Origin of the sequence: Gilvibacter sp. (assembly GCF_965601605.1) — a bacterium.
Classification (GTDB): Bacteria; Bacteroidota; Bacteroidia; order Flavobacteriales; family Flavobacteriaceae; genus Gilvibacter.
In genome coordinates, this window is sequence record NZ_CBFCWJ010000030.1 from 1 (window position 1) to 26,989 (window position 26,989).

Here is a 26,989-nt window from a genome sequence, read left to right on the forward strand (position 1 = left end):
GGGGTTATGACATCTGGGCACTACTAGAGTTCGTGGGAATGTCTGGATTGCTGATATTCAGTATTTTACTGGTTGATTTTATCGTCAGAAAGAACGAACTCTCAAAAAAGAATTCCTTTGTTGTAGTAGCCTATGCCTTCTTACTGGCTATGATTCCAATCTCAAAACTAGAGTTGAACGGGGTTGTTGCCCACGTATTGGTTTTAATGGCAATTCGGAGAATTATTAGTCTTCAAAGTTTAAAATCGGTCAAGAAAAAGTTGTTTGATGCCGCTTTTTGGATCGCTATTGCTGCTTTGGCTTGGTACGGGACCGGAGGAACTCTGCTCCTGGTGTTTTTTGGAGTATTGCTTTTTGATCGATCGGATTATCGCAATTGGCTGGTACCCTTTTTTGCTGTTATGACTGTTGGAATTATTTATTTGGCTGGATTTTGGGCAATTAATGACCAGCTTCCCCAGTATTTCCAACTTCAAGACTGGAAGTTTGACCTTTCCGAATGGCAATCTGTACAGACGGCTTGGCCAGCAGCTTATTTATTGGGGCTAACTGCCCTAGTAGTCCCTGCCTATTGGTTGGGGTACAGAAAGATCATGCTAATCCGAAAAAAACGCCCACTTTTTATAGTATTCGCCGCCGTTGTAGCTTGGTTGGTAGCCTTTGGAGTTCAGCCTGCTCAAACACATTCACTCATATTTTTGATGTTTCCACTCGGGGTGGCCTTGGCCAACTTAACTGAACGCAATCAACAACGCCCCATAACAGAATTGCTAATGTGGGCCTTTCTTTTGCTGCCCTTTGCCGCCAGAACGGTCATTTAATGTATCTTTGCTGCATTAAAATTTGACTATGTTTTCTGCAAAGGCAAACCCTATTTTCCAAGAAGTTATTAAGCAATATCACGTTGCTGACGATGTGAATCAACCTTTCTCCAATCCTTATGACGAAAAGGAAGATCTTTTGGCGCATTTGCTTTATCGTAAATGTTGGATTGACACCGTTCAGTGGCATTATGAAGACATCATTCGCGATCCAAACATCGATCCGGATGCGGCTTTGACCTTAAAGCGCAAGATTGACGCTTCCAATCAGGATCGAACGGACATGGTAGAATACATAGACAGTTACTTTCTGGATAAGTACAAGGATGTAGCCGTTAAAGAGGGCGCTCGAATCAATACCGAAAGCCCTGCATGGGGTGTGGATCGTTTGTCCATTTTGGCCCTAAAGATCTACCACATGCGTGAGGAAGCCGAGCGAACCGACGCTACCGATGCGCATCGTGCGGCTTGCCAAACGAAGTTGGACGTACTGCTTGAGCAGCGCGTGGATCTGTCTACTGCTATTGATCAACTTTTGGAAGATATTGAAGCCGGAGATAAGTACATGAAAGTCTACAAACAGATGAAAATGTACAATGACGACGAGCTTAACCCAGTACTTCGCGGTCAGAAATAAGGCCTAATCTTAAATTTTGGGAGAAAAACAGCAGCATATTGCCATTTTGCGCCTTTCGGCCATGGGTGATGTAGCCATGCTCGTTCCTGCGGTCCAAGTTTTACGTGCCAGTTATCCTGAATTGAAGATCACCGTCGTTTCTAAACCATTTCACAAACCCATATTTGCTGCAATTCCCGATGTTTCTTTTTTGGCTGCGGAGGTTAAAGGAAAACACAAAGGCATTTTAGGCATGCGTACCTTGGCCAAAGAGCTAAAAGCCCAAGGCGTGACCCATTTGGCAGATTGCCACAACGTATTGCGCTCCAAAATGGTTCGTTCCTTTTTGAACTTTAGTGGAATTAAGCGAGCAAGTATGGATAAGGACCGCGCAGCGAAAAAGGCCCTATGTAGACCAGACAATAAAACTTGGAAGCCATTGAAATCCTCACACCAGCGATATGCAGAGGTATTAGGCGAGTTAGGTTTTCCTGTGGATTTGAATCGGTTCATTCCCTTGAACCGGGGAATATTGCCTCAAGCGGCTTTGGAACTGCTCCAAGGATGGACAGGAAAGATCTTAGGAATAGCACCTTATGCGGCTTTTGGTTCTAAAACCTATGCCGATGCTCAAATGCGTGAGGTTTTGCAGCAGATCAATGATGCCAATAAGTTAAAGGTCCTGCTATTTGGAGGGCCTGCTGAAAGAGAATCGCTTTTAAAATTAGCTTCGGACTTGGAACATGTCCAGGTGGTCGCAGGATTGCTCAAATTCCCTCAAGAATTGGACTTGATTTCTAATTTGGACGGCATGTTGGCTATGGATAGTGGCAACGGTCATTTGGTAGCAAATTTTGGCTTGCCTGTTTACACCATTTGGGGTGTTACTCATCCCTACTTAGGCTTTGCGCCGTTTGGGCAAAACGAGGGGAATTGGTTGTTGCCCGATCTGGAAAAGTATCCGGCAATTCCAACGTCAGCTTACGGGAAAGATTACCCTTCTGGCTATAAAAATGCCATAAATTCCATCCCTTCTCAAAAGGTAGCAGATCTTTTACTACAAAATCTGTAATACACTTATAATCAGACACTAAAGGATATCGGAACGGTTGTTCCGCCCTTTTTGATAACGGAACAAACGTTCCATAACACCTATTTTTGCACTTTTCTTAAGCTCGGTCAGCATTAACTAATTGACATCAAAGAGTTAGACTTCAAATAACTGAAAAACAGTAAGTTAATATTTATTGGAACAAATGTTCCGATAAATTACTACCTTTGGAATACCGCAAAAAACCCCCGTTTTTTCGAAAAAATTGCTTTTTGATGGCCAGAACCAAACAATTTGAGGTTGAGAATGTGCTCGATGCTGCTGTGGGTCTCTTCTGGAAGAAGGGATATCACGCAACTTCTGCTAATGATTTGGTGGAGCATTTGGGGGTGAGTAGATCCAGTCTTTACGACACCTTTGGCGACAAAAGAAATTTGTATTTGCAGGCCCTACATCAGTATCGAAAAAGGATCATCGGGAGGCACCTTTATTTGATAGAAACGGCCACTGATCTTAAAGAGACTTTAGAGGCTATTTTCAGTTTGATCATAGAACAAGATATTGATGATTTTCACCCAAGAGGATGCATGCTGGTCAATGCGGCAACAGAAATGGCTGCTGTTGATGAAGATGTAGCAGCAATCGTGCGTGGAAATCAATGGGACTTGCAAAAGGCATGGGAAATGGCGATCAAAAAGGCCCAATATCAAAATGAACTCCGCACCGATATTGACCCCAAAAGTACTGCAGCGGCAATCTACAACGCGATCATTGGCATGCGAGTCGCCTTAAAAACAGAGCAAGAACAAGTCACACTGGACGGAATTATCCGTCAGACCCTACGCTTACTGGACTAAACGTCGTCGTAATCAATGGTTACCTGTGCTGAGGTAGCATGCGCTTGGCAAGTAAGAACAAGACCTTCTGCTACTTCTGCATCCGTAAGAATTTGATTTTTGCGCATTTCCACCGTACCAGAGGTAACTCGAGCGATGCAAGAACTGCAAATTCCACCTTGACAAGAGTAAGGCGCATCCAAATCGTGTTTTAATGCGCTATCAAGTACGGATTCAGCATGTGGCGCTGTGATGGTGTTGGATTCATCATCGATGATAAAAGTGATGGCTGCGTTGCCATCAGGCACTTCGCTGGTTGTCATTTCATCATCATCAGAAGAAACGGTAAAGCGTTCAAAGTGGATATTATGTTCTGCCATTCCAAAATCAGACAGGGCCTCAATTACCGTATCGATCATATCGCCAGGGCCACAAACAAAAGCATCATCAAAGGAAGTATCCTTGTATTTGTTATTTACGGTAAACCCAACTTTGCTGCGATCAATGCGCCCAAAGTGATAGTTGTCTCCATCGCCGCGGCTGTAGATCCATTCTATTTGCAAGCGCTCAGGATATTGACTTTGCAAATTTTCAAGAACTCCTTTGAAAATAGTACCCTCTGGAGTTTTATTTCCGTATACCAGCACCATTTTAGTGTCCGGGCGGTTTTCCAAACAGTCTGAAATCATGGAAAGAATGGGTGTAATTCCGGAACCTGCAGCAAAAAACAAATAATTGGCAGTTTTGGGTTCTGGTAGTACAAATCTCCCTTCTGGTGTAGCTACTTTTAGCGTGTCTCCGGCAGACAATGCGGTGTTTGCATAGGTAGAAAAGACACCGTTTTCTACTTTTTTGACCAATACGGTAAGAGCTCCACTTTTGGGTGAGCTACAAATAGAGTAGGCGCGGCGCACTTCTTTTCCATCAATAATTGCGCTGAGGTTAACATATTGACCTGCAGCAAATTGATAGTTGTTACTTAAAGTGTCTGGCACTTGAAATTTTAAACTTACAGCAGTATCAGTTTGTGATTCTAGAGCTGCAATTTGGAGTTCATGAAAGTCTGCCATGGCAAATTTTTTTGCAAAAGTACGAACGATTCTGCCAATTTGAAACATCAGAATCTGCGGATATGCCTCATTTTTTAAGGCGAAGCCCACAATAATTGAAAAAGAAATGTATTTTTACCCTTCTCTGGAAAAACGCATACTAAAACAGGCTTTTTTCAGTTTAGTTGATATAAAATTACACCATGTTCAAACGGGGATTCTACGGGGCCTGCGCATTTTTGATCTGCAGCTTATGCATTATGAGCTGTTCCACTAAGAAGGACGGTTTTATAAATCGAAATTTAAATGCTGTTGCCGCGGAATACAACAAACTTTACAACGGACAAGTGGCCTTTGACGAAGGCCGTAAATCCCTTGCCGATACCTATCGCGATAATTATTGGGAAATTCTTCCCGTTGAACGTTTGGAAATCTTGGAAGATGTGAGTCTACCAGGGCAATCCAAAAATCCGAATTTTGAAAAGGCTGAAGAAAAGGCCGCTAAGGCAATCCAAAAGAACTCGATGTACATCGACGGAAAAGAGCGCAATCCGCAGATGGATGAAGCCTTTATTCTGTTAGGGAAAGCCCGTTATTTTGATCAACGTTTCATTCCAGCTTTGGAAGCCTTCAACTATGTGCTTTCTAAATATCCTACGGGAGATAAGATCAACACAGCCAAGATCTGGAAGGCTAAAGCCAATATCCGCCTGAACAATGAAGAGATCGCTATTGATGATCTGAACCGGATGATCAAACGCGGAGAGATTGAAGATGAAGACCTCTCAGAAGCTTCGGCGATGATCGGACAGGCGTATATCAACTTAGACACCTTAGAAGCAGCATTGCCTTATATTAAGACTGCCGCCGAGTATACCAGAAATAACGAAAATAAAGGTCGCTTGCTCTACATTCAGGGGCAATTGTACAACAGATTGCAATTCCCAGACAGTGCAAATATGGCTTTTGACGAGGTTATTGCGCTCAACAGAAAGACACCGAGAATCTACATGATCAACGCCTATATTGAAAAGGCAAAGAACTTTAACTACGAGACTGGAGATAAAGTGGCTTTCTTGGAGTTGCTGACCGATTTGGCTGAAAATCGTGAGAACCGCCCGTATTTAGATAAGATCTATCATCAGATTGGGGTGTATCACCAAAGTAACGACAGTATCGAGGTTGCCATGGAATACTACAATAAGTCCATTAAGGCCAACCAACAAGATGATTACCTCCAAGCGCGCAATTATGTGACTTTGGGTACGATCTTCTTTGACCGAGCAGAATACCAAACTGCAGGTGCTTATTACGACAGTACTTTGGTTAAAATGAGACCGAATACTTTAGAGTATCGACGTCTTAAGAAGAAGCGTGACAATTTAGACGATGTAATCCAATATGAGCTTGTTGCAGCAACCAATGACAGTATTTTGAATTTGGTGAACATGACTGCGGAAGAGCGATTGGCTTATTTTACCGAGTACACGGATGCGCTAAGGGCGCAAGCCATTCAAGATTCCATTGACCAAGCTAAGAACGGCGGTGATGGATTCGCAGATAACGAATTCTTTGAAGGAGGAACCGGTGATTCTGATAAAGCCGGAGCCTTTTATTTCTACAATACCACTACGGTGGCTTATGGAAAGCAAGAGTTTAGACGCCGATGGGGTGATCGTGAATTGGAAGATGACTGGCGCCGATCTGATAAAAATGCGGTAGGAGCTACAGATGAGGAAGAAGTAGCTGCAGAAGGATTTTCTATTGGAGATGATCCGCGATTTAAGCCAGAGACTTATTTAGCAACTATTCCGACGGAACAAGGCAAGATCGATACCTTGATCACTGACCGAAACTTTGCTTACTATCAACTGGGGTTGATTTACAAGGAGAAGTTTAAAGAATATCCATTAGCGGCCGAGCGTTTGGAAACGCTTTTGACCAAGAGTCCAGAAGAACGTTTGGTGCTGCCGTCTAAGTACAATCTGTATAAGATCTACAACGAGATTGGCAATGCGGACCGTCGTGATTATTACAAGAACGACATTACTGCGAATTATCCAGATTCGCGATACGCAGAGATCATCAATAACCCGGATGCGGCTTTGGCTACGGATGAATCCAGTCCGGAGTTCAAATACAACCAGCTTTTTGCACAGTTTGAAGCCTCTCAGTACGATGCGGTAATTGCAGGTTGTGATCAGTACATTACCACTTATAATGGAAATGATATTGTGCCTAAGCTGGAATTGCTAAAAGCTACAGCTTTAGGGCGTAGAGATGGATTTGAAGCCTATAAAAAAGCCTTGAATTTTGTCGCTTTGAATTATCCGAATAGCGAAGAAGGTAAAAAAGCGCAGTTCATCTATTCAACGACTGTTCCTCGTTTGGAGGACAGCTCTTTCCTGGACAATGCGGCTAGCAACTCCTTTAAATTGGTTTACAGTTTTAAGGCTGACGAAAAAGAAGCAGCACAGACTGTTTATGATACCATCAGTTCTGCCTTGACTTATCTGAATTACCAACAAATGAGTGTTTCTAAGGATTTCTACACGCCAGAGCAGCAGTTCGTTGTGGTACATGGTCTAGACAGTAAATTAGGCGCACTTGGCTTTGGAGAGCTCTTGAGAGACAACAAGCGCTATAAAGTGCAGCCTCAATACTTCAGCATTAGTAGAGACAATTATAAAGTAATCCAAATACATAAAAACCTCGCTGCTTATATTGAGCAGGAGTCTACAGAGAATCCCGATTAACCCCCAAAACAAAACTTATGTTTTCTGATAAAAAATCACGCCCCGGAATGGAAACCAGAACCAACCAGAACAAGATCAGCGAAGGCACTCACCTTGTGGGTGATATCAAGTCTAAAGGCGGATTTAGATTAGAAGGCTCTGTAGAAGGTAACTTGACTACACCATCAAAGGTTGTGGTTGGAAAAACGGGTTCGCTTCAAGGTTCACTACACTGTGAGAACGCCGATGTAGAAGGAAAGATCTCCGGAACACTTACCGTTGCCGGAACCTTAACGCTTCGTGCAACAGCTGTGATTGAAGGAGAAGTCTTTGCCAATAAATTGGCCGTGGAGCCTGGAGCTAGCTTTAATGCGACTTGCGTTATGGGTGGATTGACCAAAGATGCTATAGAGAACGCCTTAAGCGATTCTGCTGCTGTAGCTGGAGTGCGTGCCGCCAAAAAGGGCCAGGACGTTTCTGTATCCAACTAAGGATCTTAGGGCGCCATACTTACGGCGCATATATACTGTACAAAGAATGCCAAAACAAAAAGGGAACGGAGCGCTTAAGAATTGGGCCGTCTTTTCTAGTATTGGCCTGCAAATGGGCCTGATTATTTGGCTGGGAAATTTGCTCGGCAGTTGGCTCGACACAAAATTTAATACCACCTTCTTAGAAACCACCATCACTTTAGTTGCTATTTTTGCCTCGATGTTTTCCGTGATCCATCGTGTAAATCGGTTCAATAAAGACAATTAAATGGGCAAAAAACTAGGAATTTCATGTGTGGTCTTCGTAGCGGTCCTAATAGGTGCATTTTTTTTACACACTAATTTCTTAACTGACTCTGGCAGCCAATTGCCATTTCCGCTTCAGGACATTTACATTTTCAACACTGTTTTTTCACTAGTCTTGTGTTTCGTTTTGGCGGCACTGAGCAGAGTTCAAAAATTTGCAGATCAGCTGGGATTCCTTTACCTGGCTAGTGTTGTGCTAAAGGCCTTAGTGTTTTTAATTGTCTTTAATCCCTATTTATTGAATGGAGAATCGTTTACAAATTCGGAAGCTGTCAGTTTGCTAATTCCGTTGTTTTTGTCTTTAATTTTTGAAGTCTTTTTTATTTCGAGATTGCTCAGTGAAAAAAGAGTTGCAAAAAATGAAGAATGATGCTGTTTTAAACAGAAAATAAAGCCTACCTTTGCGCCAAAATTTGGGAGTTGTTATACTAACTTCAAAAGGAAGCAATTTAGAATGAAGCTACTATCAAAAACAGTAACGACCTTTAGTCTTGTTTTTCTTATCTCGTTAACTGCATTTGCAAAGGGTGATCCTGACGCTAAGAAGGACGGTCATTCCGACCCAGTTAACACCCCAGAAGAGATCGAAGAATATATCGTACACCACACCAAAGATTCTCACGATTTCCACCTATTTACACACTACCCTGACGGTGAAGAGAGTCACGTTGGATTCCCACTTCCAGTAATTCTTTGGGGAGAGAACGGTTTGACTGCTTTTATGTCTTCTGCTTTCCACCACGATGATGCCGGAAAAGAGATCGTTGAAAAAGGCGGAAGCCGTTTTGTAAAGATCCATGGAAAGATCTACGAGCTTAACGCTGGAGCAACTGCAGTTGAGTTTGACGATGCGCATCACCCAACAAACGCTACTGCACCCTTTGACCTTTCAATCACCAAAAGTGTTTTGGGTATACTATTGATCGGTCTTTTAATGCTAATCTTATTTGGTCGCTTGGCCAAACAATATAAAACTCAAAAGATCCCTACAGGTTTTGCTCGTGTATTGGAGCCTCTAGTGATCTATGTAAGAGACGAAATTGCAAAACCAAACATCGGTGCTAAATACCGCAAGTTTACCGGTTACTTATTAACGGTGTTCTTCTTTGTTTGGATTTTGAACCTATTAGGACTTGCTCCTTTTGGATTTAACGTAACAGGACAATTAGCAGTAACTGCTGCACTAGCCATCTTTACATTAGTAATTTACTTGGCGAGCAGTAACAAGCATTTCTGGAGCCACCAATTGTGGATGCCAGGAGTACCTTATTTGCTACGTCCTTTATTGGCTGTAATTGAATTGGCGGGAACACTGATCATTAAGCCATTCTCGCTTATGGTTCGTTTGTTTGCGAACATTACAGCGGGACACATCGTGGTAATGAGTTTGATTGCCATCGGGATCAATATGCAGAACGACATGACTGCAGTAGGGTCCACAACCTTATCTCTAGTATTGTCTATGTTCATCACATTGATTGAGGTGCTTGTAGCATTTCTTCAGGCCTACATCTTTACAATGCTTTCGGCTTTGTTTATCGGGATGGCGGTAGAAGAGCACGAGCATCACTAAGAACGTATTTTATTTGTTTAATTATATATTTCAATTATGTCTTTAGCAATTCTTCAAGAAGCTACTTCATTGGTTCCTAACCTTGTAGGTGCTGGTTTAATCGTAATCGGTGCTGGTATTGGTCTAGGTCAAATCGGTAGAGGTGCAATGGAAGGTATCGCTCGTCAGCCAGAAGCTACTAACAAGATCCAAACTGCGATGATTATTATCGCGGCTCTTTTAGAAGGTTTGGCATTCGCGGCTATTTTCTTAGGAAAATAAGAACCTTAAGAACTACACTTTTCCTGCAACGGTTGGTTGCAGGAAAGTGTTTGTTAACGCACAGTTTTAAAGCACTATAAAGTATTATGGAACAATTATTAGAAAATTTTTCGCTCGACTTATTCGTTAAGCAGACCATCTTGTTCTTACTGTTGATCTTTTTAATGGTAAAGTTCGCATGGAAACCTATCCTAAACGCACTTAACGAGCGCGAAGACAATATTCAAGGAGCCCTTGACGCTGCTGAGAAAGCCAAAATGGAGATGGAGAATCTTCAGGCTGACAACAAGAAATTGTTGAACGAAGCACGTGCAGAGCGTGACGCTATGCTCAAGGAAGCTCGTGATATGAAAGCTAAAATGATCGCTGACGCGAAAGATGAAGCCAAAGTTGCTGCGGATCAAATGATCGCTCAAGCACAGGCTGCTATCGAAAGTGAAAAGAAAGCCGCCGTTGCCGATCTAAAAAGCCAAGTGGCAACACTTTCTGTTGATATTGCAGAAAAAGTGGTACGCGCCGAGTTGGCTGATGCTGGTAAGCAGCAAAAATTAGTTGAGGACCTTTTAGGTGACGCTAAACTAAACTAGAGCTATGAAAAGCAGCAAAGTAGGATTGCGATATGCAAAAGCTGCCCTGCAGCAAGCTATAGAAGACAACAACGTTAAAGCGGTCTTTGAAGACATGCAAGGCGTTCACGCTACTGTAGCAGAGAGCAAAGAGCTGCGATTGGCGCTACAGAGTCCGGTTATCAAAGGCAGTGATAAAGAAGCTGTTTTGTTGGAGTTGTTCAAGGGTACTCAAAAGACAACTCAGAACCTGATCAAAGTTATGGCTGCCAATGAGCGCACCCAATACTTAGGCGATGTAGCCGCAGGTTTCATTGGGCTTTACAACGATACACAGGGAGTAAAAGTGGTTAAAGTAACTACTGCTGTTGCTCTAGACGGTGCCTTGAAAGATCAGGTATTAGCTAAAGCAAAGTCCCTTACAGGTAGCGATAACGTGAGCCTGGAGAACGAGATCGATCCAGAGATCATTGGCGGTTTCGTATTGCGCGTTGGAGATATGCAGTACAATGCAAGCATCTCTAACCAATTGAGTACACTTAGAAAAGAATTTAGTAATAGCATATAATAATTACGCTTTCGGAGCTGAGCTCCGGTAACAAACAGTGATATGGCACAAGTAAATCCAGCTGAAGTTTCAGCAATCTTAAAACAACAACTTTCCGGCTTCGAGGCTACTGCTTCGTTAGACGAAGTTGGAACCGTACTTACCGTAGGTGATGGTATTGCCCGCGTATACGGATTGTCTAATTCTCAATATGGGGAATTGGTAGAATTCGAAAACGGATTAGAAGGAATTGTACTGAACCTGGAAGAAGACAACGTTGGGGTTGTACTTTTAGGCCCATCAAAAGGTATTAAAGAAGGAGCTACTGTAAAACGTACCCAACGAATCGCTTCTATCAACGTAGGAGAAGGAATCGTTGGTCGTGTGGTAAACACTTTGGGTGAACCAATCGACGGTAAAGGTGCAATTGCAGGAGAGACTTTTGAAATGCCACTAGAGCGCAAAGCTCCAGGGGTAATCTTCCGTCAGCCAGTAAACGAGCCACTTCAAACTGGAGTAAAAGCTGTTGATGCCATGATCCCAGTAGGACGTGGTCAGCGTGAGTTGGTAATTGGTGACCGTCAAACAGGGAAGACTACTGTTTGTATCGATACCATCATCAACCAAAAAGAATTTTACGATGCTGGTGAGCCAGTATACTGTATCTATGTTGCGGTTGGACAAAAGGCATCTACAGTAGCGAACATAGCTCGTACACTAGAAGAAAAAGGAGCTCTTGCTTATACAACTATCGTTGCTGCAAACGCTTCTGACCCTGCACCGATGCAGGTATATGCTCCATTTGCTGGAGCTGCGATTGGAGAGTACTTCCGCGATACTGGACGTCCTGCTCTAATTATCTATGATGATCTATCTAAGCAAGCGGTAGCTTACCGTGAGGTATCTCTTTTGCTACGTCGTCCACCAGGACGTGAAGCGTATCCTGGAGACGTTTTCTACCTGCACTCGCGTCTACTAGAGCGTGCGGCTAAGGTGATCAACGATGATGATATCGCTAAGGATATGAATGACCTTCCTGCTTCTTTGAAAGACAAGGTAAAAGGTGGTGGTTCCTTAACTGCATTGCCAATTATTGAAACACAAGCGGGTGACGTATCTGCATATATCCCAACAAACGTAATTTCTATTACTGACGGACAGATCTTCTTGGAGTCTGACCTCTTTAACTCGGGTGTACGTCCAGCGATTAACGTAGGTATCTCTGTATCTCGTGTGGGTGGATCTGCACAGATCAAATCCATGAAGAAGGTTGCAGGTACTTTGAAGCTTGACCAAGCGCAGTTCCGTGAACTAGAAGCTTTTGCGAAGTTCGGATCTGACCTGGATGCGGCTACGTTGAACGTAATTGAAAAAGGAAAGCGTAACGTAGAGATCTTGAAGCAAGCTCAGAATGACCCTTACACAGTTGAGGATCAGGTTGCGATCATCTACGCTGGTTCTAAGAACTTACTACGTGAAGTTCCTGTAGAGAAAGTAAAAGAATTCGAGCGCGATTATATCGAATACTTGAACACCAAGCACCGCGGTACTTTGGATACGCTTAAAGCAGGAAAATTGACAGACGAGGTTATCGACACTTTGACAACTGCTGCCAAAGAGATCTCGGCTAAATATCAAGCATAATCAGGGTCGGCATCTCTTATAAAGGGATGCCAACCTTCAATGAATAAAGCAACATGGCAAACTTAAAAGAAATACGCAACAGGATCTCCTCAGTATCTTCTACGATGCAGATTACCAGTGCCATGAAAATGGTATCTGCAGCCAAGTTGAAGAAAGCTCAGGATGCGATCACTGCAATGCGTCCGTATGCTGACAAGCTTACTGAATTGCTTCAAAACTTGAGTGCCAGTTTAGAAGGCGACAGTGGAAGCGCATTCGCTGAGCAACGCGAGGTAAACAAAGTGTTGGTGGTTGCTATTACTTCCAACAGAGGTTTGGCCGGAGCCTTTAACAGTAATATTGTTAAGGCGTGTAAGGAGTTGAAAGAGACTACTTATGCCGGAAAAGAGATCGCTTTTATGACCATTGGTAAGAAAGGGAATGACATCCTGAGTAAGACAGAGAACATTGTCAATTTCAACAGCGAGATCTTTGACGATCTAAACTTTGAGAACAGTGCTGCTATAGCACAACAGCTCATGGATATCTTCACTAATGGAGATTTCGATCAGATCGTGTTGGTATACAACAAGTTTAAGAATGCTGCAACACAGATCGTGATGCACGAGCAATTCTTGCCGATCCAACAGGCGTCTGAAGATGCTTCTAGCGGAGCTGCCGATTATATCTTTGAACCAAACAAAGAGTATATCGTGGAGCAATTGATCCCTAAAAGCTTAAAAACGCAATTGTTCAAAGCCATTCGCGATTCAGTAGCCAGTGAGCACGGAGCACGTATGACTGCGATGCACAAAGCGACAGACAACGCAGGTGAGCTTAAAGCTTCCTTGACTTTGGAATACAACAAAGCCCGTCAAGCTGCTATTACCGCAGAGATCTTAGAGATCGTTGGTGGTGCAGAAGCCTTGAACGGATAATCACTGATAAAGCTATTATAATAAAGGGCTCCCCGTATACGAGGAGCCTTTTTTGTATTTTTATGGCAAGACTTTTGAAGTTGAGTCTAAAAACAATACTATGAATCAACTACGAACCTTTGGAATTTGGCTGTTAGCCCTAGTTTTTATGGCGAATTCAGACTGCAGTAATAAGAAATTAGAGAACGATCCACCGTTTACGATTACGGATGCTTATTCACAAAAATGGATGGCTGGTGTAGAAATGGGAGGATCTGGTGTTTATTTGATCATTCCAGTGTCTGAAATGGCTGCGGATGTAAAGATCGACTCGGTATACTTCCGTGGACAATTATTAGAACTCGCTACTAAGCCTGGTGATGATAACGTTTATGTCGCTCATTGGGTTAACCCAGAGAAGCCAGATATGACTATGAGTGATGCGCCTAATGGCGAATACGGAAATCCTGTGCCAGAGCTCAACGACAGCTTTAAGTTAATGGCAGACGAGTGTGTGATTCAATATCAGCAGGGCGGGAAAACCCATTATACCAAGCTGGGAGGGATTCCAGAGCGCGAACAGCTCAATTATCCCAGTGCACCCAATCCAGACGGCGGCCACTAAAGGGCGCGCCTAACCAACCTCCAATTACTATGGTATCAGTTAAGATAATCAACAAGTCCGCGCATCAATTGCCGGCCTATGAAACCAGTGGTTCTGCGGGAATGGACCTCAGAGCCAACTTGGAATCACCTATTGTTTTAAAGCCTTTACAACGCACCATTGTGCCTACAGGCCTATTTATGGAATTGCCAGAAGGCTACGAGGCGCAAGTAAGGCCTCGAAGCGGTTTGGCTGCCAAACACGGCATTACCGTTTTAAATGCTCCAGGAACTATTGACGCTGACTATCGTGGAGAGATTGGTGTCATTTTGGTGAATCTTTCCGATCAAGAATTCAAGATCACCAATGGGGAGCGTGTTGCCCAAATGGTCATTGCCAAGTGCGAACAAGCGCAATGGAATACCGGTCAATCCTTGAGTGAAACCGAGCGTGGAGCAGGAGGATTTGGCAGTACCGGAAAACAATAACCTCAGTCAAAACAATCAAAGAAAAAATCAAGCTTACACTATGAAGATCATTGTTCCAATGGCGGGAAGAGGTTCTCGTCTTAGACCACATACTTTAACTGTTCCAAAACCTTTGGTTCCAGTTGCCGGAATGCCAATAGTTCACCGTCTGGTGCGCGATATTGCTGGAATACTGAAGCAACCTATAGAAGAAGTCGCTTTTGTGATTGGAGATCCTGCCTTTTTTGGTACGGATGTAGAGGAGAGTTTGAAGGAGTTGGCCTCTAGTTTAGGAGCTAAAGGAACCATTTACCGCCAAGACAAGCCCTTGGGAACCGGTCACGCGATTATGTGTGCAGAGCCGTCTTTAGAGGGTCCAGCAGTTATTGCATATGCCGATACTTTGATTCGAGCTAGCTTTGATTTGGATCCGGAAGCGGATAGCGTTATTTGGACCAAGAAAGTAGCGAATCCAGAAGCCTATGGTGTGGTTAAACGCAACAGCGATGACCATATTGTGGAACTCGTTGAGAAGCCTGCGGAGTTTGTAAGCGATCAAGCAGTTATTGGAATCTACTACTTTAAAAATGTGCGTGAGCTCCGAGATGAATTGCAATACGTTCTAGAGAACGAAATCATCAATGGCGGTGAATACCAGATCAATGATGGCATAAAGCGCATGATGGCACAAGGAAAGATCTTCAAGACTGGGACGGTGGACCATTGGATGGATTGCGGAAACAAAACCATTACCGTAGAAACGAATGCCAAAATGCTCAGCTTCTTGCATGAGGAAGGAGCAGAATTGGTTGCTGCGGATGTGACTTTAGAGAATGCGGAGATCATTCCTCCTTGCAGTATTGCCTCCGGAGTAGTGTTAAAGGACACCGTTGTAGGCCCACACGTAAGCATTGGTGCAGATACTACCATAGAAAACTCCAACGTTAAAAATAGCATAATACAATCTGAGACCACCATTAAAAATGCTACTTTAGAAGAGGCTATGATTGGAAATAAAGTGCATTTCAATGGCCAATTCAAGGCGATAAGCCTCGGTGACTATTCAGAATTAAAATAACAGAAGGTGAAAACGGGCGGGCAAATGCTGATTTACTTACTACTGATCTTTGGATTAGTAGCGCCCAGTTTTGCACAAGATGACGATATCCTTACCGACGATCTCGGCAATGTTACTGACGCCTTCCAGGAGAGCTTTTTTGAAGCGCTTAAGCAAAAGGGTATTCAGAACTATGAAAAGGCCTTAGAAGCTCTTGAAAGTGCTATGAGCGCTGCTGGATCAGTTTCGGATCAGCGAGCTGTGGTCTATTATGAAATGGCCAAGAATTACATCGCTCTAAAGCAGTATGAAGCCGCTGAAAATGCCTTAATTGAGAGCGATTCCTACCTTTCTGGCAGAAAAGACGTGCAAGAGCTGCTTTATGAGGTTTATTACAAGACCCAAGATTATGAGAAGGCCATTCCAGTGGTGGAGAAACTGATCAGTTTTGATCCTGTTTACAAAGAAGACCTCGCTAATTTATATGTCCTTACTGCTCGATTTGATGAGGCCATGGCGCTCATCAATGAGTTGGACCAAACTGTAGGGCGTAACGCAAAGCGGGATGAATTGCGCAAGCGCGTGATCAGTATTACCGGTGACGTATCTTCAGAGATCACTCGTTTGGAAGGAATCACTACCGGCGATACGGCTACAGAACAAGACTATTTGGAGCTCATTTACCGTTACAGCACTGAAGGTGATACGGATAAAGCTCAAGAAGCTGCAAATATGCTTTTGGCTCGTTTTCCAGAGTCGGAATTGGTGCATTTGGCACTTTATAAATTTGCCTTGCGTGATGGCGACCAGCAAAAGGCTGTTGCGTCCATGCAACGTGTTTTGGCTGCTGATGCGATAGATGCCTCCAGCAAGTATAAAGTACTGGCTGACTTTATGGATTTTGTTTCAGACAATCCAGATTATGAAAGCGCCTTAGATGAGGCCATAACCACTTTTTCTAGTTCGGTGGATAGTACGGCCTTATGGCAACAATTGGGTGATTATTTTTTAAGTCAAGACAAACGGGAAAAGGCCTTGGCATTCTACCAGAAAGGCGTTTCGGCCAACAATACAGATTACAATCTTTTAAAGAACACGCTGCTACTGCAAATAGACGCAGAGTCTTTTCAAGAGGCGTTTGACCTCAGTGAGACTGCACTAGAGATCTATCCTGCCCAGTCACTGCTTTATTTACTTCAAGGAGTTAGTCTGATGGGCTTAGACAAGGCAGATGCAGCCATAGCTATCTTGGAAGAAGGCGTGGATTATGTTATTGATGATCCCTCTTTAGAAAAAGACTTTTACGATCAACTCAGCAAAGCGTATAACTTAAAAGGAAACGCCGCTAAAGCGGCAGAATACGCCAAAAAAGCACAAGATCTGGGAACCCCATAAGCATGCAAAAATTGAAACTACATATTGCCTTTGTTTTAGCCTTTCTATTGAGTTCTTGCGGAAGCGCAAAGTTGGTCAATGGCTCTAAAGACGCCAATCCCGGCTTTTCAGTTAAGGATATCATCAAAACACATCAAGCGGCAGAGCCGCAGTTTGAGACCTTGGCGGCACGCGTCAACGTGGATTATGAGGATGAAAAATCATCTCAGAATATCACCGTAAGTCTGCGGATGGAGAAAAATAAAGCCATTTGGATCAAAGCTTCCATTTTGGGGATCACGCTTTCCAAGGCCATGATCACGCCAGATAGAGTACAGTATTACGAACGGATTGGAGGCACTTATTTTGACGGTGACTTTGCCTTGATCAGCGATTGGTTAGGCACAGAGATCGATTTTGAAAAAGCACAAAACATTCTTTTAGGCCAATCCATTTTCAAATTGGAATCCCAAGGCTATAAAAAGAGTGTGGAGAACAATCAGTATAAACTTGCTCCCAAACAAGAATTGGCCTTATTTACGCACTTCCTATCGCTAAATCCAGATTTCTTCAAAATCGCCAGTCAGGGGATCGATCAAGAAACAGAAGGGCGTAAATTGAGAATGTATTATCCTAATTATCAAAAGGTTGACAATCAAGTTTTGCCAAAAAAGGTGGTGATTAAAGCCTCAGAAAATGATGCAATAACCACTTTGGAGATTGATTTTCGTTCCGTAGATTTAAATATTCCGATTCGATTTCCGTTTACTATGCCAGACGGACTTACTGAAATTCAACTGGATTAATGACTTTACGACTGCTTTTTATCAGCCTACTGACTTTGCTCTTGTTTAGCAATCAGGCGAAGGCCCAAAAAGACGAACGAACTGTTCTTGAGCAGAAACGCCAAGAAATCTTACAAGAGATCAAGCAGATCAATCTTTTGCTTTTTGATACCCAGAAAAAAGAGCGTTCTGTTCTCTCAGAAGTGGAGGATATCGATAAGCGCATCCGCGCTCAGGAAAATCTGATCAGAATCACCAACAGACAAGCGAATTTGCTTACTCGTGAGATCAATGTGAATCTCAAAAAGATCGATCAACTCAGAGAAGAACTGGCTCAGATCAAAGAGGATTATGCAGAAATGGTGGTCAAAAGCTACAAGAGCAAATCCCGTAAAAGCCGCATCATGTTCTTGCTTTCGTCAAGAGACTTTTTACAAGCGTATAAACGGGTCCAGTACATGAATCAATACGCTAAATACCGCAAAGAACAGGGAGAGAGTATTCAGCGTAAAACGGTTGAATTGCAAGAGCTCAACAAGTCCCTTTTAGAGCAGCAAAAGCAGAAACAAGCCTTGATCGCTGAAAACAAAAGGACCAAAGAGGCACTGCGGAAAGAAAAAGAGCAGCAAGAAGCTTTAGTGGCTGAACTTAAAAAGGACGAGTCTAAGTTTGCTAGTCAAATTCGAAGCAAGCAAAAGCAAGCCGATGAGATTGACCGGCAGATTGATGCTTTGGTACGGGCTGCCATTGTGAATTCCAACAACAATTCTGGAGCGGACGCAACAGGAGGTAGCTCTAGCACCTTTGCTTTAACGGCAGAGGCAAAGGCCTTAGGAAACAGTTTCACCAGCAATAAAGGAAAACTGCCTTGGCCAGTGACCAATGGAGTAGTTGTTAAGCGTTTCGGGAAACACAGACACCCGCAATTACCCAATGTAGAGACCTTTTGTAGCGGCGTAGAGATTGCGACGTCAACTGGAGCAGACGCTCGTTCCATATTTGACGGAGTAGTGTTGGATGTCAAACAGATCAAGGGTGCTAACAAGCTCGTTCAGATTCAGCACGGTAGTTATATCAGTGTTTATTACAATTTGAGTTCGGTCTCAGTAAGTGCAGGAGACAAAGTAACCACCAAGCAGCAAATAGGGACCATTGCAAAGAATCCTGCTAGCGGAAAAACAATCATTAAGCTGTTGATCTACAAGAATACCACGCGACTCAATCCGGCAGATTGGGTTTACAGAATGTAGTTTTTGAATTCTTTATTCGGTGAACAAAGCCTTGAGTTCTGTAGCTTCAGAAGGCTTGATCTTACCTGCTAATACTAAGCTGAGCTGTCTGCGCCTTAAGGCTGCGTCATAGCGTTCTATTTCTAGATCACTCTCAGGCTTTACAGGTGGAACCGGGACAGGATTTCCGGTATCATCTACGGCAACGAAAGTGTAAATGGCTTCGTTTGCCTTGGAGCGCAGGCCGCTCTCGCGATCTTCGATCCAAACATCCAAAAAGATCTCCATAGAGCTGGTAAACGCTCTAGAAATACGAGCTTCCACGGTTACCACACTTCCCAAAGGAATGGTTCTATTAAAGGCCACGTGATTTACTGAAGCAGTGACCACAATTCTACGGCTGTGGCGTCTTGCCGCGATACTCGCAGCACGATCCATACGAGCCAATAGTTCGCCTCCAAACATATTTCCTAAGGGATTGGTCTCACTGGGTAGGACCAAATCAGTAATGATGGTACAGGAATCTTTAGGTGTCTTAGCCTCCATAACTAGAATTTTGGCAAAGTTAAGACCAATTTAATTGGTGAAAAAAAGAATAGGGTACTAGTTGAACTGTTTTACCAAGAGCCAAGCATCTTTGTTGTTGCTGTTCTTGATAATTCTAAGGGCGCGCAAAGCGTCTAAACGCTCACTGTGACTTTCATAGCTCACTTGGTGTAAGCCGTATTTGTTCTTTCCTAAAAGACGCGCTTCAAAGCCCTGAGCTTGTAGTTGAGCAACTTTTTTGTGAGCATTAGCTTCTTCGCGGAATGCTCCAGCAATGATATGGTATTTGCCTTGGTATTTAGGAAGATTAACTTCTAAGCTCGGCAACGGGTTGATCACAAAAGTAGCTTCTTGAATACTGTTTTGAACGCGGTCCTTAGCGTCTTGAGTTTGAACGTAGTTGTGTTGTTTTACTCCAGATTCATAAATCTTAAGACCTCCAAAGCTAGCTAGTCCAATCGCTACAAGACCAATTGCCGCATACCTCATATACACCGGACGCTGTTTTGTTGGTGTGAAAAGCAGTGGTTCTGGCTCTAAGGAGATAGCTTCCTCAACCTGTTCAGTGGAGCGATTCACAGCCTGTTGAACAAAATGCGACAATCCAAAGGATTCTGTGAGGTAGTTGTTTTGACTCGTAGGTTCAAAGCTGATTTTGTTCTCATGCATGGAAAGGGATCCAACAGCTTCAATGAGAATGTTTTTACCAGCTTCCAATTCATGCTCTAAAAAGCGTGTATAGCTGCGGATGCTGTCTAAAGCTTCTGCATAACTAATGTCTTTTGCTTTGGCAATATGGTCAGCGAGCAAACCATCGTTGCTTTGTAACTGTCTGTTGAAAGACAATAATTTACTCGGCGGATAAAAAGCATCCGTAGATTCATGAATTCTTGCTGGCTGATACTGTGTAAGAAAAGCACCAAATCCAGGCAGAATAACACATTCGTATCTGTAGAGTAAATCGCTGATGTATTGATCAAGCCGCATAAAAACAAATTTAGCATTTTTTGAATCCCGCCAAGTACCTGACCTAAGAACTTATTAACACTAGCAATAATGTCGTATTTTTAAGGAGCCTCCCCTACAATTTTATCGAATTTGAATACTGCTGATCTGCTGCCAGTTATGGCTTTGTATTGCCAAAAAGGGGTGAGTAATGCCTTGGCCAAAAAATTATTGCATCACTTTAAGGATCCACAGGAGGTTTTGGAAGCCTCTAAGGCTGAACTCAGCGCAATATCTTGGTTTCCGCAGCGCTTGTTGCCCAATTGGAATTGGGAAGCTTCTATTGCAATGGCCTCTGAGCAAATTGAACACATGCATTTGTATGGTGTTCAGGCTCTTCTTTTTACAGAACCACAATATCCAGAGCTTCTAAAACACTGTATTGACGGACCACTTCTGCTCTTTTACAAAGGACAACCGCATTGGCAAAAGCGACGTTGGTTATCTGTTGTAGGTACGCGTAAAATGACCACTTATGGTCAACAACAGTGTGAGGCGCTAGTTCAGGCTTTGCGACCTTATGATCCTGTTATTGTTTCTGGCTTGGCCTTTGGGATTGACGTTACTGCACATAAAGCTGCTTTGGCCAACGGGCTGCAAACTGTTGCTTGCTTGGCACAAGGCTTGGATCAGGTTTATCCAAAAAGGCACATTAAAATCGCTAGACTAATAGAGCAACAAGGAGGATTACTCTCAGAGACTTTCATCAATAGCGGATTTCACACTCGCTATTTCATTAGGCGTAACAGAATAATTGCGGGACTCTCTGCGGCAACCATAGTTGTAGAATCCGCACAACGAGGCGGGAGTTTGAGCACTGCGGAAATGGCCTTTTCCTATAACCGAGATGTATATGCGGTTCCAGGCCGATTAACCGATTCACAAAGCGTGGGTTGCAACAGTCTTATCGCGCGTCAGCTTGCACAGGTGTACACATCTGTTGAAGATTTAGTGAGTGATCTAGGCTGGGATCAAGACACTTTAAAGGTCCAAACGGAATTACCATTGCGGATTTTAGAAGCCCTCAAACCAGAAGAACAACATCTTTTGTCGCTTTTTCAAGGAGCTTCGAATATGCATATTGAACAGTTAAGAAGCCTTTGGAGCGAACCTAACGTTAACCTAGCTTCCTTATTATTGTCCATGGAGCTCAAAGGATGGATCAAGCCCCTCCCGGGTCAGCTTTTTAGGAAAGTCTAGTAACCGGTCTTCTCGCGCACGCGACCAATTACTTCATTGGCCACTTTGCTCGCTTTGGCTGCACCTACAGCTAAGGCTGCATCGATCTCATCCAAGTTGTCCATATAGTAATTGAATCGCTCGCGAACCGCAGCAAATTTGTCGATGATCAACTCGTAAAGTGCTTGTTTAGCATGACCATATCCAAAACCTCCGGCACGGTATTTTGCCGCCATTTCTTCGGTTTGATCTGCAGTAGCCATTAAAGAGTACAAGGCAAAAACATTACAAGTATCCGGATCTTTAGGATCTTCTAGAGGCGTACTGTCCGTCTGAATGCCCATGATCTGTTTACGCAGCTTTTTATCAGCCAAAAAGATATTGATGGTATTCTCTCTAGACTTGCTCATTTTATTGCCGTCCGTACCTGGAACGTACATGGTGTCTTTTTGCAATTCCGTTTCTGGCAGTACAAAACACTCACCCATTTTGGCGTGGAATCTGCTGGCAACATCACGAGTGAATTCCAAATGCTGTTGCTGATCTTTCCCTACAGGAACAATCTCAGCATCATAGGCCAAAATATCTGCAGCCATCAACATAGGATAAGTAAAGATTCCGGCGTTTACATCTTCCAAACGATCTGCCTTGTCTTTAAATGAATGTGCCAAGGTTAAACGTTGGTAGGGGAAAAAGCATCCTAGATACCAAGCCAACTCGGTCACTTGTGGAACATCACTCTGTCTGTAAAAAACCGTCTTCTCAATGTTCAATCCGCAAGCCAACCAAGCTGCAGCAGTACGATAGGTGTTGTCTCTTAGCGTAGCAGCATCTTTGATCTGTGTCAATGAGTGCATGTCTGCAATGAAAAGAAAAGATTCGTTCTCTGGCGATTCTGCCATTTGAATCGCTGGCAAAATAGCACCGAGTAAGTTCCCCAAATGTGGAGTGCCTGTACTTTGAACGCCGGTTAAAATTCGAGCCATAGTGATGTTTTTGGCAAAGTTACTTTTTTTACAAAGTTTGCTCTAATGAATTAGAACTGATTTGGAATTTTTATTTTTGAGCCTCATGCATTGGATCAGCGCCCCTTTTAAGATTATATGGCGGATATGGTTTTACCTTCTGGTCGCCTTGCCTATCGTGGTGCTTTTTCCAGTTTTGCTGATTCTTATTTCCAGAGATGCATGGTATCCACTTTATTTTAAAATAGCCCGCGGATGGGGCCGATTTGTTCTTATTGGAATGGGTTTTTGGCCGAGTGTAAAACGCTTGGAAAGACACAGTAAAGAACAGAGCTATATGTTTGTGGCCAATCACCAGTCTATGACTGACATAATGCTGATGTTGCACGCTGTGGGACGCCCTTTTGTGTTCGTTGGGAAAAAGGAGCTGGCATCTATCCCGGTTTTTGGATTCTTTTACAAGCGTACCTGTATTTTGGTGGATCGTAGTAATGCCCAAAGTAGAAAGGCTGTTTTTGAGCAGGCGCAAGAGCGACTCAGTAATGGTTTGAGCGTTTGCATTTTTCCTGAGGGCGGAGTCCCGGATGACGAATCTATTGTTTTGGACAGCTTTAAAGACGGGGCTTTCCGTTTGGCTATAGAACATCAGATTCCAATTGCGCCGCTTGTCTTTTACGACAATAAAAAGCGTTTTCCCTTTAGATTCTTCGGAGGTGTTCCTGGAAAGATGAGGGCACTTGTACTTCCAACAATATCTACTGCTGGCATAGAACTTCGTCAAAAACAAGAACTCAGAAATCAGACTCGAGAATTGATCTTAAAGGAACTCGAAGGTCAAAAATTGCTAAAAAAATAGCCGCCCTCGTAGCGGAGAGCGGCCTTAAGGCATTATTGCGGGTGCAATAACTAACCTAACCAACTAAAAAACTAACCTAAAAGCTGAATCTCAAACCGCTGTAGACTCCCATATAGTATGGTTGAGAACCTATACTGGAGTCCGAATACGGATTGAGTTGATATTTAAATACAGGCTCTACGTTAATCGCAAAGCGCTTGCTTATGTCATATTGTAAGCCCATCCCCACATTAGTAGTAAAGCTCAGGCTGTTTAAATTTCCAACACTACCCAAAGCGGTTTCGCGTTGGCCACTTACAGCGGTTACTGAATTGTCTTGTAAGAAAAGGGTACTGAATCCACCAAAGACATTGACCTTAAAACGATTGTTCACTACCGCATAGGACAATTCCAAAGGAACTTCCCAATACTCAAACTGCTGATTAAGGAAACCTTCAAAAGCGTCAATAGGAGGGATGTCTAGACCTTCTGTCGGTGCAGCTTGGGCAAAACGATTTGCCAAAGTTCCTTTATCACCTACAGAATAGGCAACTTGTCCGTTGACAAATTTTGATCCCACATTAAAGGATGCAGGAGCAACGGCAAACTCAATGTCATTTGTATTAACGCTGAGGTTTACACGATTTACACCAGAACGTACCGCCAATCTATTGTTTACCTGATACTGAACTTGAACTCCATAGCTCAAATTGGCATCTGCTGAGGTACTGTTATCTGCAAATTCTGAACCTACAGTAGATCCTTCCCCAAAAGAACCGTAAACCACAGGAGCCGCCTGTGGCACAACACTCCAGCGTTGATCAAGGTTATCTTGATCGTTGAGTTCAAGTGCTGTTTCGGTATCTTTTTGGTCTTCAATGGCGTCAAAGATGGAAATCTTGCCCGTTTGGTCATCACTGACCTCTGGGTCTGTAGAAGTTTCCTCATCAACGGTCACTGCAGTAGTTGTGGCATCTCCGGTTTGACTCTCTAGCAAGGCATCAGCCGTTTTATCATCCACAACGGTGGTTTGGGTGTCTGAACTTCCAGCTACTGCTGTAGTGGTTTGTTCAGTATCTTGAGTACTATCTATAGTGGCAACACCCGTGGTTTGGGTGTCAAAAGCAGTATCTATGGCAGTTTTGTCTATTCCTTTTTGGATGTTGGTTTGCTGAGTGTCTTGATTGGTTTGAGTAGCCACCGCATCTTTTTGGTCAGACACCAATTGTTTCGCATCTGCATCTGTAGATTGATCCTTAGCACCTTCAGTAGTACCATCATTTGGCCCATCTGCAACAGCATCGATGGATCCATTGTCTAACAATAGGTCTTTAGACGGTTTCTGATCATCGTCAGTAGCATTCTCAGTTTGCTCTACAGGAATAGTATCTTCCGAAGAAAAGGAATTGGCAGGATCTGAATCCGGCCAGAACACGCCTCCTACTGTCAACAGTAAGGCAAGTAAGGCCGCAACACCACCAGCACGCCACCAGATCGGGATGATCTTGCGGTCGTCTTTCTCTTCTTTCTTAAGAGCAGCTTGAATGCCCTCCCACACCTCTGGTGGAGGGGTTGCTTCAAAGTCTTTGAAGCCCTCTTGAAAAATTCTATCTATGTGCTTTTTATCGCTCATTTTAATATCCTTCGGCCGAACTGTTACTGTTATAGGCCGTAATCTTAGTTTTTAAAATCATCCTGGCTCGCGCTAGGTTTGATTTAGAGGTTCCAGCAGAAATATCTAGCATTTCTGCAATATCGTTGTGCGAGTATCCATCCATCGCATAGAGGTTAAATACCAAACGGTATCTGTCGGGCAGCTCTTGAATGATCTTTAAAAGATAATCCAGTGGAACCGTCGTGTCCTCTACTTGTTCATCTACTGCTTCAATTTGCTGCTCATTGACCAAGTCAAAAACCCGCTGCTTACGGTATTTCTGCAGCACTGTGTTTACAGTTACACGCTTTAACCAACCTTCAAAAGAACCTTTGTGTTTAAACTGACCAATGGTCTTAAAAATGGTTATGAAAGCATCTTGCAGGTTGTCTTGAGCCTCGGTATAATTGCGCGAATACTTCAAACAAACCGAAAACAATTTGGCAGAATACAACTGATAAAGCTCACCCTGAGCTTTGGCTTCGTTGTTTTTACATCTGTCTATAAGTGCTTCCAGAGCCACTTTGATCCGCGAATTTTATTACTAACATGTAAGCATGGTGCAACTAAGTTCCCCTGCTGCACAGTGAGCAACCATAGCCACGGAGTCAATGTGTAGATGATAAAACTCCGCTAAGGTTGCGTATGAAAGTATAAAATTTTATTCATTGATGATCGCGATGGCCTCTTTGATTTTGGCCTCGAGTTCATCCATAAGATCTGGATTGTCTTTGAGAAGTGTTTTTACGGCATCTCTACCTTGACCTAATTTGGTTCCGTCATAGCTGAACCAAGAACCGCTCTTCTTCACGATTTCGTAGTCTACGCCTAGGTCAATGATCTCTCCAGCTTTAGAAACTCCAGTTCCGTACATGATATCAAACTCTGCAGTTCTAAACGGTGGAGCCACCTTGTTTTTTACCACTTTGACACGAGTTTTGTTTCCAATAACCGAACTGTTAGAATCTTTGATTTGAGTAGATCTGCGGATATCAATACGTACTGAAGAGTAGAATTTCAATGCGTTACCACCTGTAGTGGTTTCTGGGTTACCAAACATAACTCCGATTTTTTCACGCAGCTGGTTGATAAAGATCACCGTACAATTGGTTTTGCTGATGGATCCAGTGAGTTTTCTCAAAGCTTGAGACATTAGACGGGCGTGTAGTCCTACTTTGGACTCACCCATTTCTCCTTCAATCTCACTTTTTGGCGTCAAAGCCGCTACGGAGTCAATAACAATAATGTCAATAGCGCCAGAACGGATCAAATTATCGGCGATCTCCAAAGCTTGTTCTCCATTGTCTGGTTGAGAGATGATCAGGTTCTCAATATCTACTCCGAGCTTTTCTGCGTAGTACCGATCAAAGGCGTGTTCTGCATCAATAAATGCAGCAATTCCACCATCTTTTTGAGCCTCTGCAATTGCGTGCAAAGTAAGCGTGGTTTTACCTGAAGATTCCGGACCGTAAATCTCGATGATTCTTCCCTTAGGTAATCCGCCGACACCCAGAGCTAAATCTAACCCTAATGAACCCGTTGAAATGGCGTCAACTTGCTGAACAGCAGCATCTCCCATTTTCATGACCGTACCTTTCCCGTAGGTCTTGTCGAGCTTGTCTAAAGTTAATTTTAAGGCTTTTAATTTGGCATCTTTTTCGTTACTCATATCGGCAGTATAATGTGGTTGAAGATAGAAGGCTAAAATACTACTTCTTTTACTTAATTTCAATCAAATCACGCAACCATTTATGAATTTACAGTCTATCAGATACAAAGGGAAAATTCATTGCTGTGAAATATGTTAAACAAACCGAAATGGTAAATAAAAAAGGACTGGCAGTTACCCAAGTAGTCATTTTCAACTGCCGCCTCGACGGCGGCTAGCTACGCCTGT

29 protein-coding genes are annotated in these 26,989 nt (G+C 43.2%); 22 read left to right on the plus strand and 7 right to left on the minus strand.

Features of this window, described 5'->3' with window-relative positions:
- The 4 genes from ACSLP7_RS08025 to ACSLP7_RS08040 form a co-directional block, all read left to right on the plus strand.
- On the plus strand, positions 1-821 hold an 821-nt coding region (locus ACSLP7_RS08025; RefSeq protein ID WP_435578819.1), incomplete at its 5' end, for a hypothetical protein.
- 28 nt (positions 822-849) lie between these two features.
- Positions 850-1,458 carry a DUF4254 domain-containing protein gene (locus ACSLP7_RS08030; RefSeq protein ID WP_291185420.1) on the plus strand — a complete coding sequence of 203 codons (609 nt, stop codon included), beginning with the start codon at positions 850-852 and terminating at the stop codon, positions 1,456-1,458.
- Positions 1,459-1,474: 16 nt separating this feature from the next.
- Positions 1,475-2,509 (plus strand): glycosyltransferase family 9 protein, encoded by a 1,035-nt coding sequence (locus ACSLP7_RS08035; protein ID WP_435578820.1) that lies wholly within the window; start codon positions 1,475-1,477, stop codon positions 2,507-2,509.
- 254 nt (positions 2,510-2,763) lie between these two features.
- On the plus strand, positions 2,764-3,345 hold the full coding sequence (locus ACSLP7_RS08040) for a TetR/AcrR family transcriptional regulator (RefSeq protein ID WP_435578821.1): 582 nt from the start codon (positions 2,764-2,766) through the stop codon (positions 3,343-3,345).
- Here ACSLP7_RS08040 and ACSLP7_RS08045 read toward each other — a convergent pair.
- Complete coding sequence (locus tag ACSLP7_RS08045; RefSeq protein WP_435578822.1) at positions 3,342-4,394, minus strand: 2Fe-2S iron-sulfur cluster-binding protein; 1,053 nt, start codon at positions 4,392-4,394, stop codon at positions 3,342-3,344. The two genes, ACSLP7_RS08040 and ACSLP7_RS08045, sit on opposite strands and share 4 nt — an antisense overlap.
- 239 nt (positions 4,395-4,633) lie before the next feature.
- On the opposite strand from ACSLP7_RS08045, the gene ACSLP7_RS08050 reads away from it, so the two are divergent.
- The 16 genes from ACSLP7_RS08050 (at position 4,634) to ACSLP7_RS08125 (ending at position 18,929) form a co-directional block, all read left to right on the plus strand.
- The gene (locus ACSLP7_RS08050) at positions 4,634-7,129 is read left to right on the plus strand and encodes a tetratricopeptide repeat protein (RefSeq protein WP_435578823.1); all 2,496 of its coding nucleotides are present in this window, start codon (positions 4,634-4,636) and stop codon (positions 7,127-7,129) included.
- 47 nt (positions 7,130-7,176) lie between these two features.
- Positions 7,177-7,599: a bactofilin family protein gene (locus tag ACSLP7_RS08055; protein ID WP_435578824.1), complete on the plus strand. Its 423-nt coding sequence runs from the start codon at positions 7,177-7,179 to the stop codon at positions 7,597-7,599.
- Positions 7,600-7,645: 46 nt separating this feature from the next.
- A complete protein-coding gene (locus ACSLP7_RS08060; RefSeq protein WP_291182100.1) occupies positions 7,646-7,867 on the plus strand; it encodes an AtpZ/AtpI family protein in 222 nt (73 codons plus the stop codon).
- The gene (locus tag ACSLP7_RS08065) at positions 7,868-8,275 is read left to right on the plus strand and encodes a DUF6168 family protein (RefSeq protein ID WP_435578825.1); all 408 of its coding nucleotides are present in this window, start codon (positions 7,868-7,870) and stop codon (positions 8,273-8,275) included.
- An 84-nt stretch (positions 8,276-8,359) separates the two neighbouring features.
- Positions 8,360-9,478, plus strand: coding sequence for a F0F1 ATP synthase subunit A (atpB, locus tag ACSLP7_RS08070; protein WP_435578826.1), 1,119 nt, complete (start codon positions 8,360-8,362; stop codon positions 9,476-9,478).
- 36 nt (positions 9,479-9,514) lie between these two features.
- Positions 9,515-9,739: an ATP synthase F0 subunit C gene (gene atpE / locus ACSLP7_RS08075; protein ID WP_087523796.1), complete on the plus strand. Its 225-nt coding sequence runs from the start codon at positions 9,515-9,517 to the stop codon at positions 9,737-9,739.
- 86 nt (positions 9,740-9,825) lie between these two features.
- Complete coding sequence (locus ACSLP7_RS08080) at positions 9,826-10,326, plus strand: F0F1 ATP synthase subunit B (RefSeq protein WP_435578827.1); 501 nt, start codon at positions 9,826-9,828, stop codon at positions 10,324-10,326.
- Positions 10,327-10,330: 4 nt separating this feature from the next.
- Positions 10,331-10,873 (plus strand): ATP synthase F1 subunit delta, encoded by a 543-nt coding sequence (atpH, locus tag ACSLP7_RS08085; RefSeq protein ID WP_435578828.1) that lies wholly within the window; start codon positions 10,331-10,333, stop codon positions 10,871-10,873.
- Positions 10,874-10,915: 42 nt separating this feature from the next.
- The gene (gene atpA, locus ACSLP7_RS08090; RefSeq protein WP_291182094.1) at positions 10,916-12,496 is read left to right on the plus strand and encodes a F0F1 ATP synthase subunit alpha; all 1,581 of its coding nucleotides are present in this window, start codon (positions 10,916-10,918) and stop codon (positions 12,494-12,496) included.
- Between the two features lie 53 nt (positions 12,497-12,549).
- A complete protein-coding gene (gene atpG / locus ACSLP7_RS08095; protein WP_291182092.1) occupies positions 12,550-13,413 on the plus strand; it encodes an ATP synthase F1 subunit gamma in 864 nt (287 codons plus the stop codon).
- Positions 13,414-13,513: 100 nt separating this feature from the next.
- Positions 13,514-14,017 carry a hypothetical protein gene (locus ACSLP7_RS08100; protein ID WP_435578829.1) on the plus strand — a complete coding sequence of 168 codons (504 nt, stop codon included), beginning with the start codon at positions 13,514-13,516 and terminating at the stop codon, positions 14,015-14,017.
- 29 nt (positions 14,018-14,046) lie between these two features.
- Positions 14,047-14,484 carry a dUTP diphosphatase gene (dut, locus tag ACSLP7_RS08105; RefSeq protein ID WP_272830778.1) on the plus strand — a complete coding sequence of 146 codons (438 nt, stop codon included), beginning with the start codon at positions 14,047-14,049 and terminating at the stop codon, positions 14,482-14,484.
- 40 nt (positions 14,485-14,524) lie between these two features.
- The gene (locus ACSLP7_RS08110) at positions 14,525-15,541 is read left to right on the plus strand and encodes a sugar nucleotidyltransferase (protein ID WP_435578830.1); all 1,017 of its coding nucleotides are present in this window, start codon (positions 14,525-14,527) and stop codon (positions 15,539-15,541) included.
- Between the two features lie 24 nt (positions 15,542-15,565).
- Entirely contained in the window at positions 15,566-16,915 is a 1,350-nt protein-coding gene (locus ACSLP7_RS08115; RefSeq protein ID WP_435578831.1) for a tetratricopeptide repeat protein, read from the plus strand.
- A gap of 2 nt (positions 16,916-16,917) precedes the next feature.
- Positions 16,918-17,700, plus strand: coding sequence for a DUF4292 domain-containing protein (locus ACSLP7_RS08120; RefSeq protein WP_435578832.1), 783 nt, complete (start codon positions 16,918-16,920; stop codon positions 17,698-17,700).
- The gene (locus ACSLP7_RS08125) at positions 17,700-18,929 is read left to right on the plus strand and encodes a murein hydrolase activator EnvC family protein (protein WP_435578833.1); all 1,230 of its coding nucleotides are present in this window, start codon (positions 17,700-17,702) and stop codon (positions 18,927-18,929) included. Before ACSLP7_RS08120 ends, ACSLP7_RS08125 begins: the two co-directional genes overlap by 1 nt.
- A 12-nt stretch (positions 18,930-18,941) precedes the next feature.
- Here ACSLP7_RS08125 and ACSLP7_RS08130 read toward each other — a convergent pair whose 3' ends face one another.
- Together ACSLP7_RS08130 and ACSLP7_RS08135 are read right to left on the minus strand one after the other, a co-directional pair.
- Complete coding sequence (locus ACSLP7_RS08130) at positions 18,942-19,454, minus strand: acyl-CoA thioesterase (RefSeq protein WP_435578834.1); 513 nt, start codon at positions 19,452-19,454, stop codon at positions 18,942-18,944.
- Positions 19,455-19,511: 57 nt separating this feature from the next.
- Complete coding sequence (locus tag ACSLP7_RS08135; RefSeq protein ID WP_435578835.1) at positions 19,512-20,441, minus strand: SPOR domain-containing protein; 930 nt, start codon at positions 20,439-20,441, stop codon at positions 19,512-19,514.
- A 111-nt stretch (positions 20,442-20,552) separates the two neighbouring features.
- Here ACSLP7_RS08135 and dprA point away from each other — a divergent pair, with 111 nt between their 5' ends.
- Positions 20,553-21,659 carry a DNA-processing protein DprA gene (gene dprA, locus ACSLP7_RS08140; RefSeq protein ID WP_435578836.1) on the plus strand — a complete coding sequence of 369 codons (1,107 nt, stop codon included), beginning with the start codon at positions 20,553-20,555 and terminating at the stop codon, positions 21,657-21,659.
- Here the strand turns inward: dprA and trpS are convergent.
- Complete coding sequence (gene trpS / locus ACSLP7_RS08145) at positions 21,656-22,624, minus strand: tryptophan--tRNA ligase (protein WP_435578837.1); 969 nt, start codon at positions 22,622-22,624, stop codon at positions 21,656-21,658. The genes dprA and trpS overlap by 4 nt on opposite strands.
- A gap of 85 nt (positions 22,625-22,709) precedes the next feature.
- Between trpS and ACSLP7_RS08150 the strand changes: the two genes are divergently transcribed.
- Complete coding sequence (locus tag ACSLP7_RS08150; RefSeq protein ID WP_435578849.1) at positions 22,710-23,459, plus strand: lysophospholipid acyltransferase family protein; 750 nt, start codon at positions 22,710-22,712, stop codon at positions 23,457-23,459.
- 76 nt (positions 23,460-23,535) lie between these two features.
- Here ACSLP7_RS08150 and ACSLP7_RS08155 read toward each other — a convergent pair whose 3' ends face one another.
- From ACSLP7_RS08155 to recA, 3 genes are all read right to left on the minus strand, one after another.
- A complete protein-coding gene (locus tag ACSLP7_RS08155) occupies positions 23,536-25,071 on the minus strand; it encodes a hypothetical protein (RefSeq protein WP_435578838.1) in 1,536 nt (511 codons plus the stop codon).
- A gap of 1 nt (position 25,072) precedes the next feature.
- The gene (locus ACSLP7_RS08160; RefSeq protein ID WP_272830764.1) at positions 25,073-25,615 is read right to left on the minus strand and encodes an RNA polymerase sigma factor; all 543 of its coding nucleotides are present in this window, start codon (positions 25,613-25,615) and stop codon (positions 25,073-25,075) included.
- Between the two features lie 138 nt (positions 25,616-25,753).
- Complete coding sequence (gene recA / locus ACSLP7_RS08165) at positions 25,754-26,761, minus strand: recombinase RecA (protein WP_435578839.1); 1,008 nt, start codon at positions 26,759-26,761, stop codon at positions 25,754-25,756.
- Between the last annotated feature and the right edge of the window lie 228 nt (positions 26,762-26,989).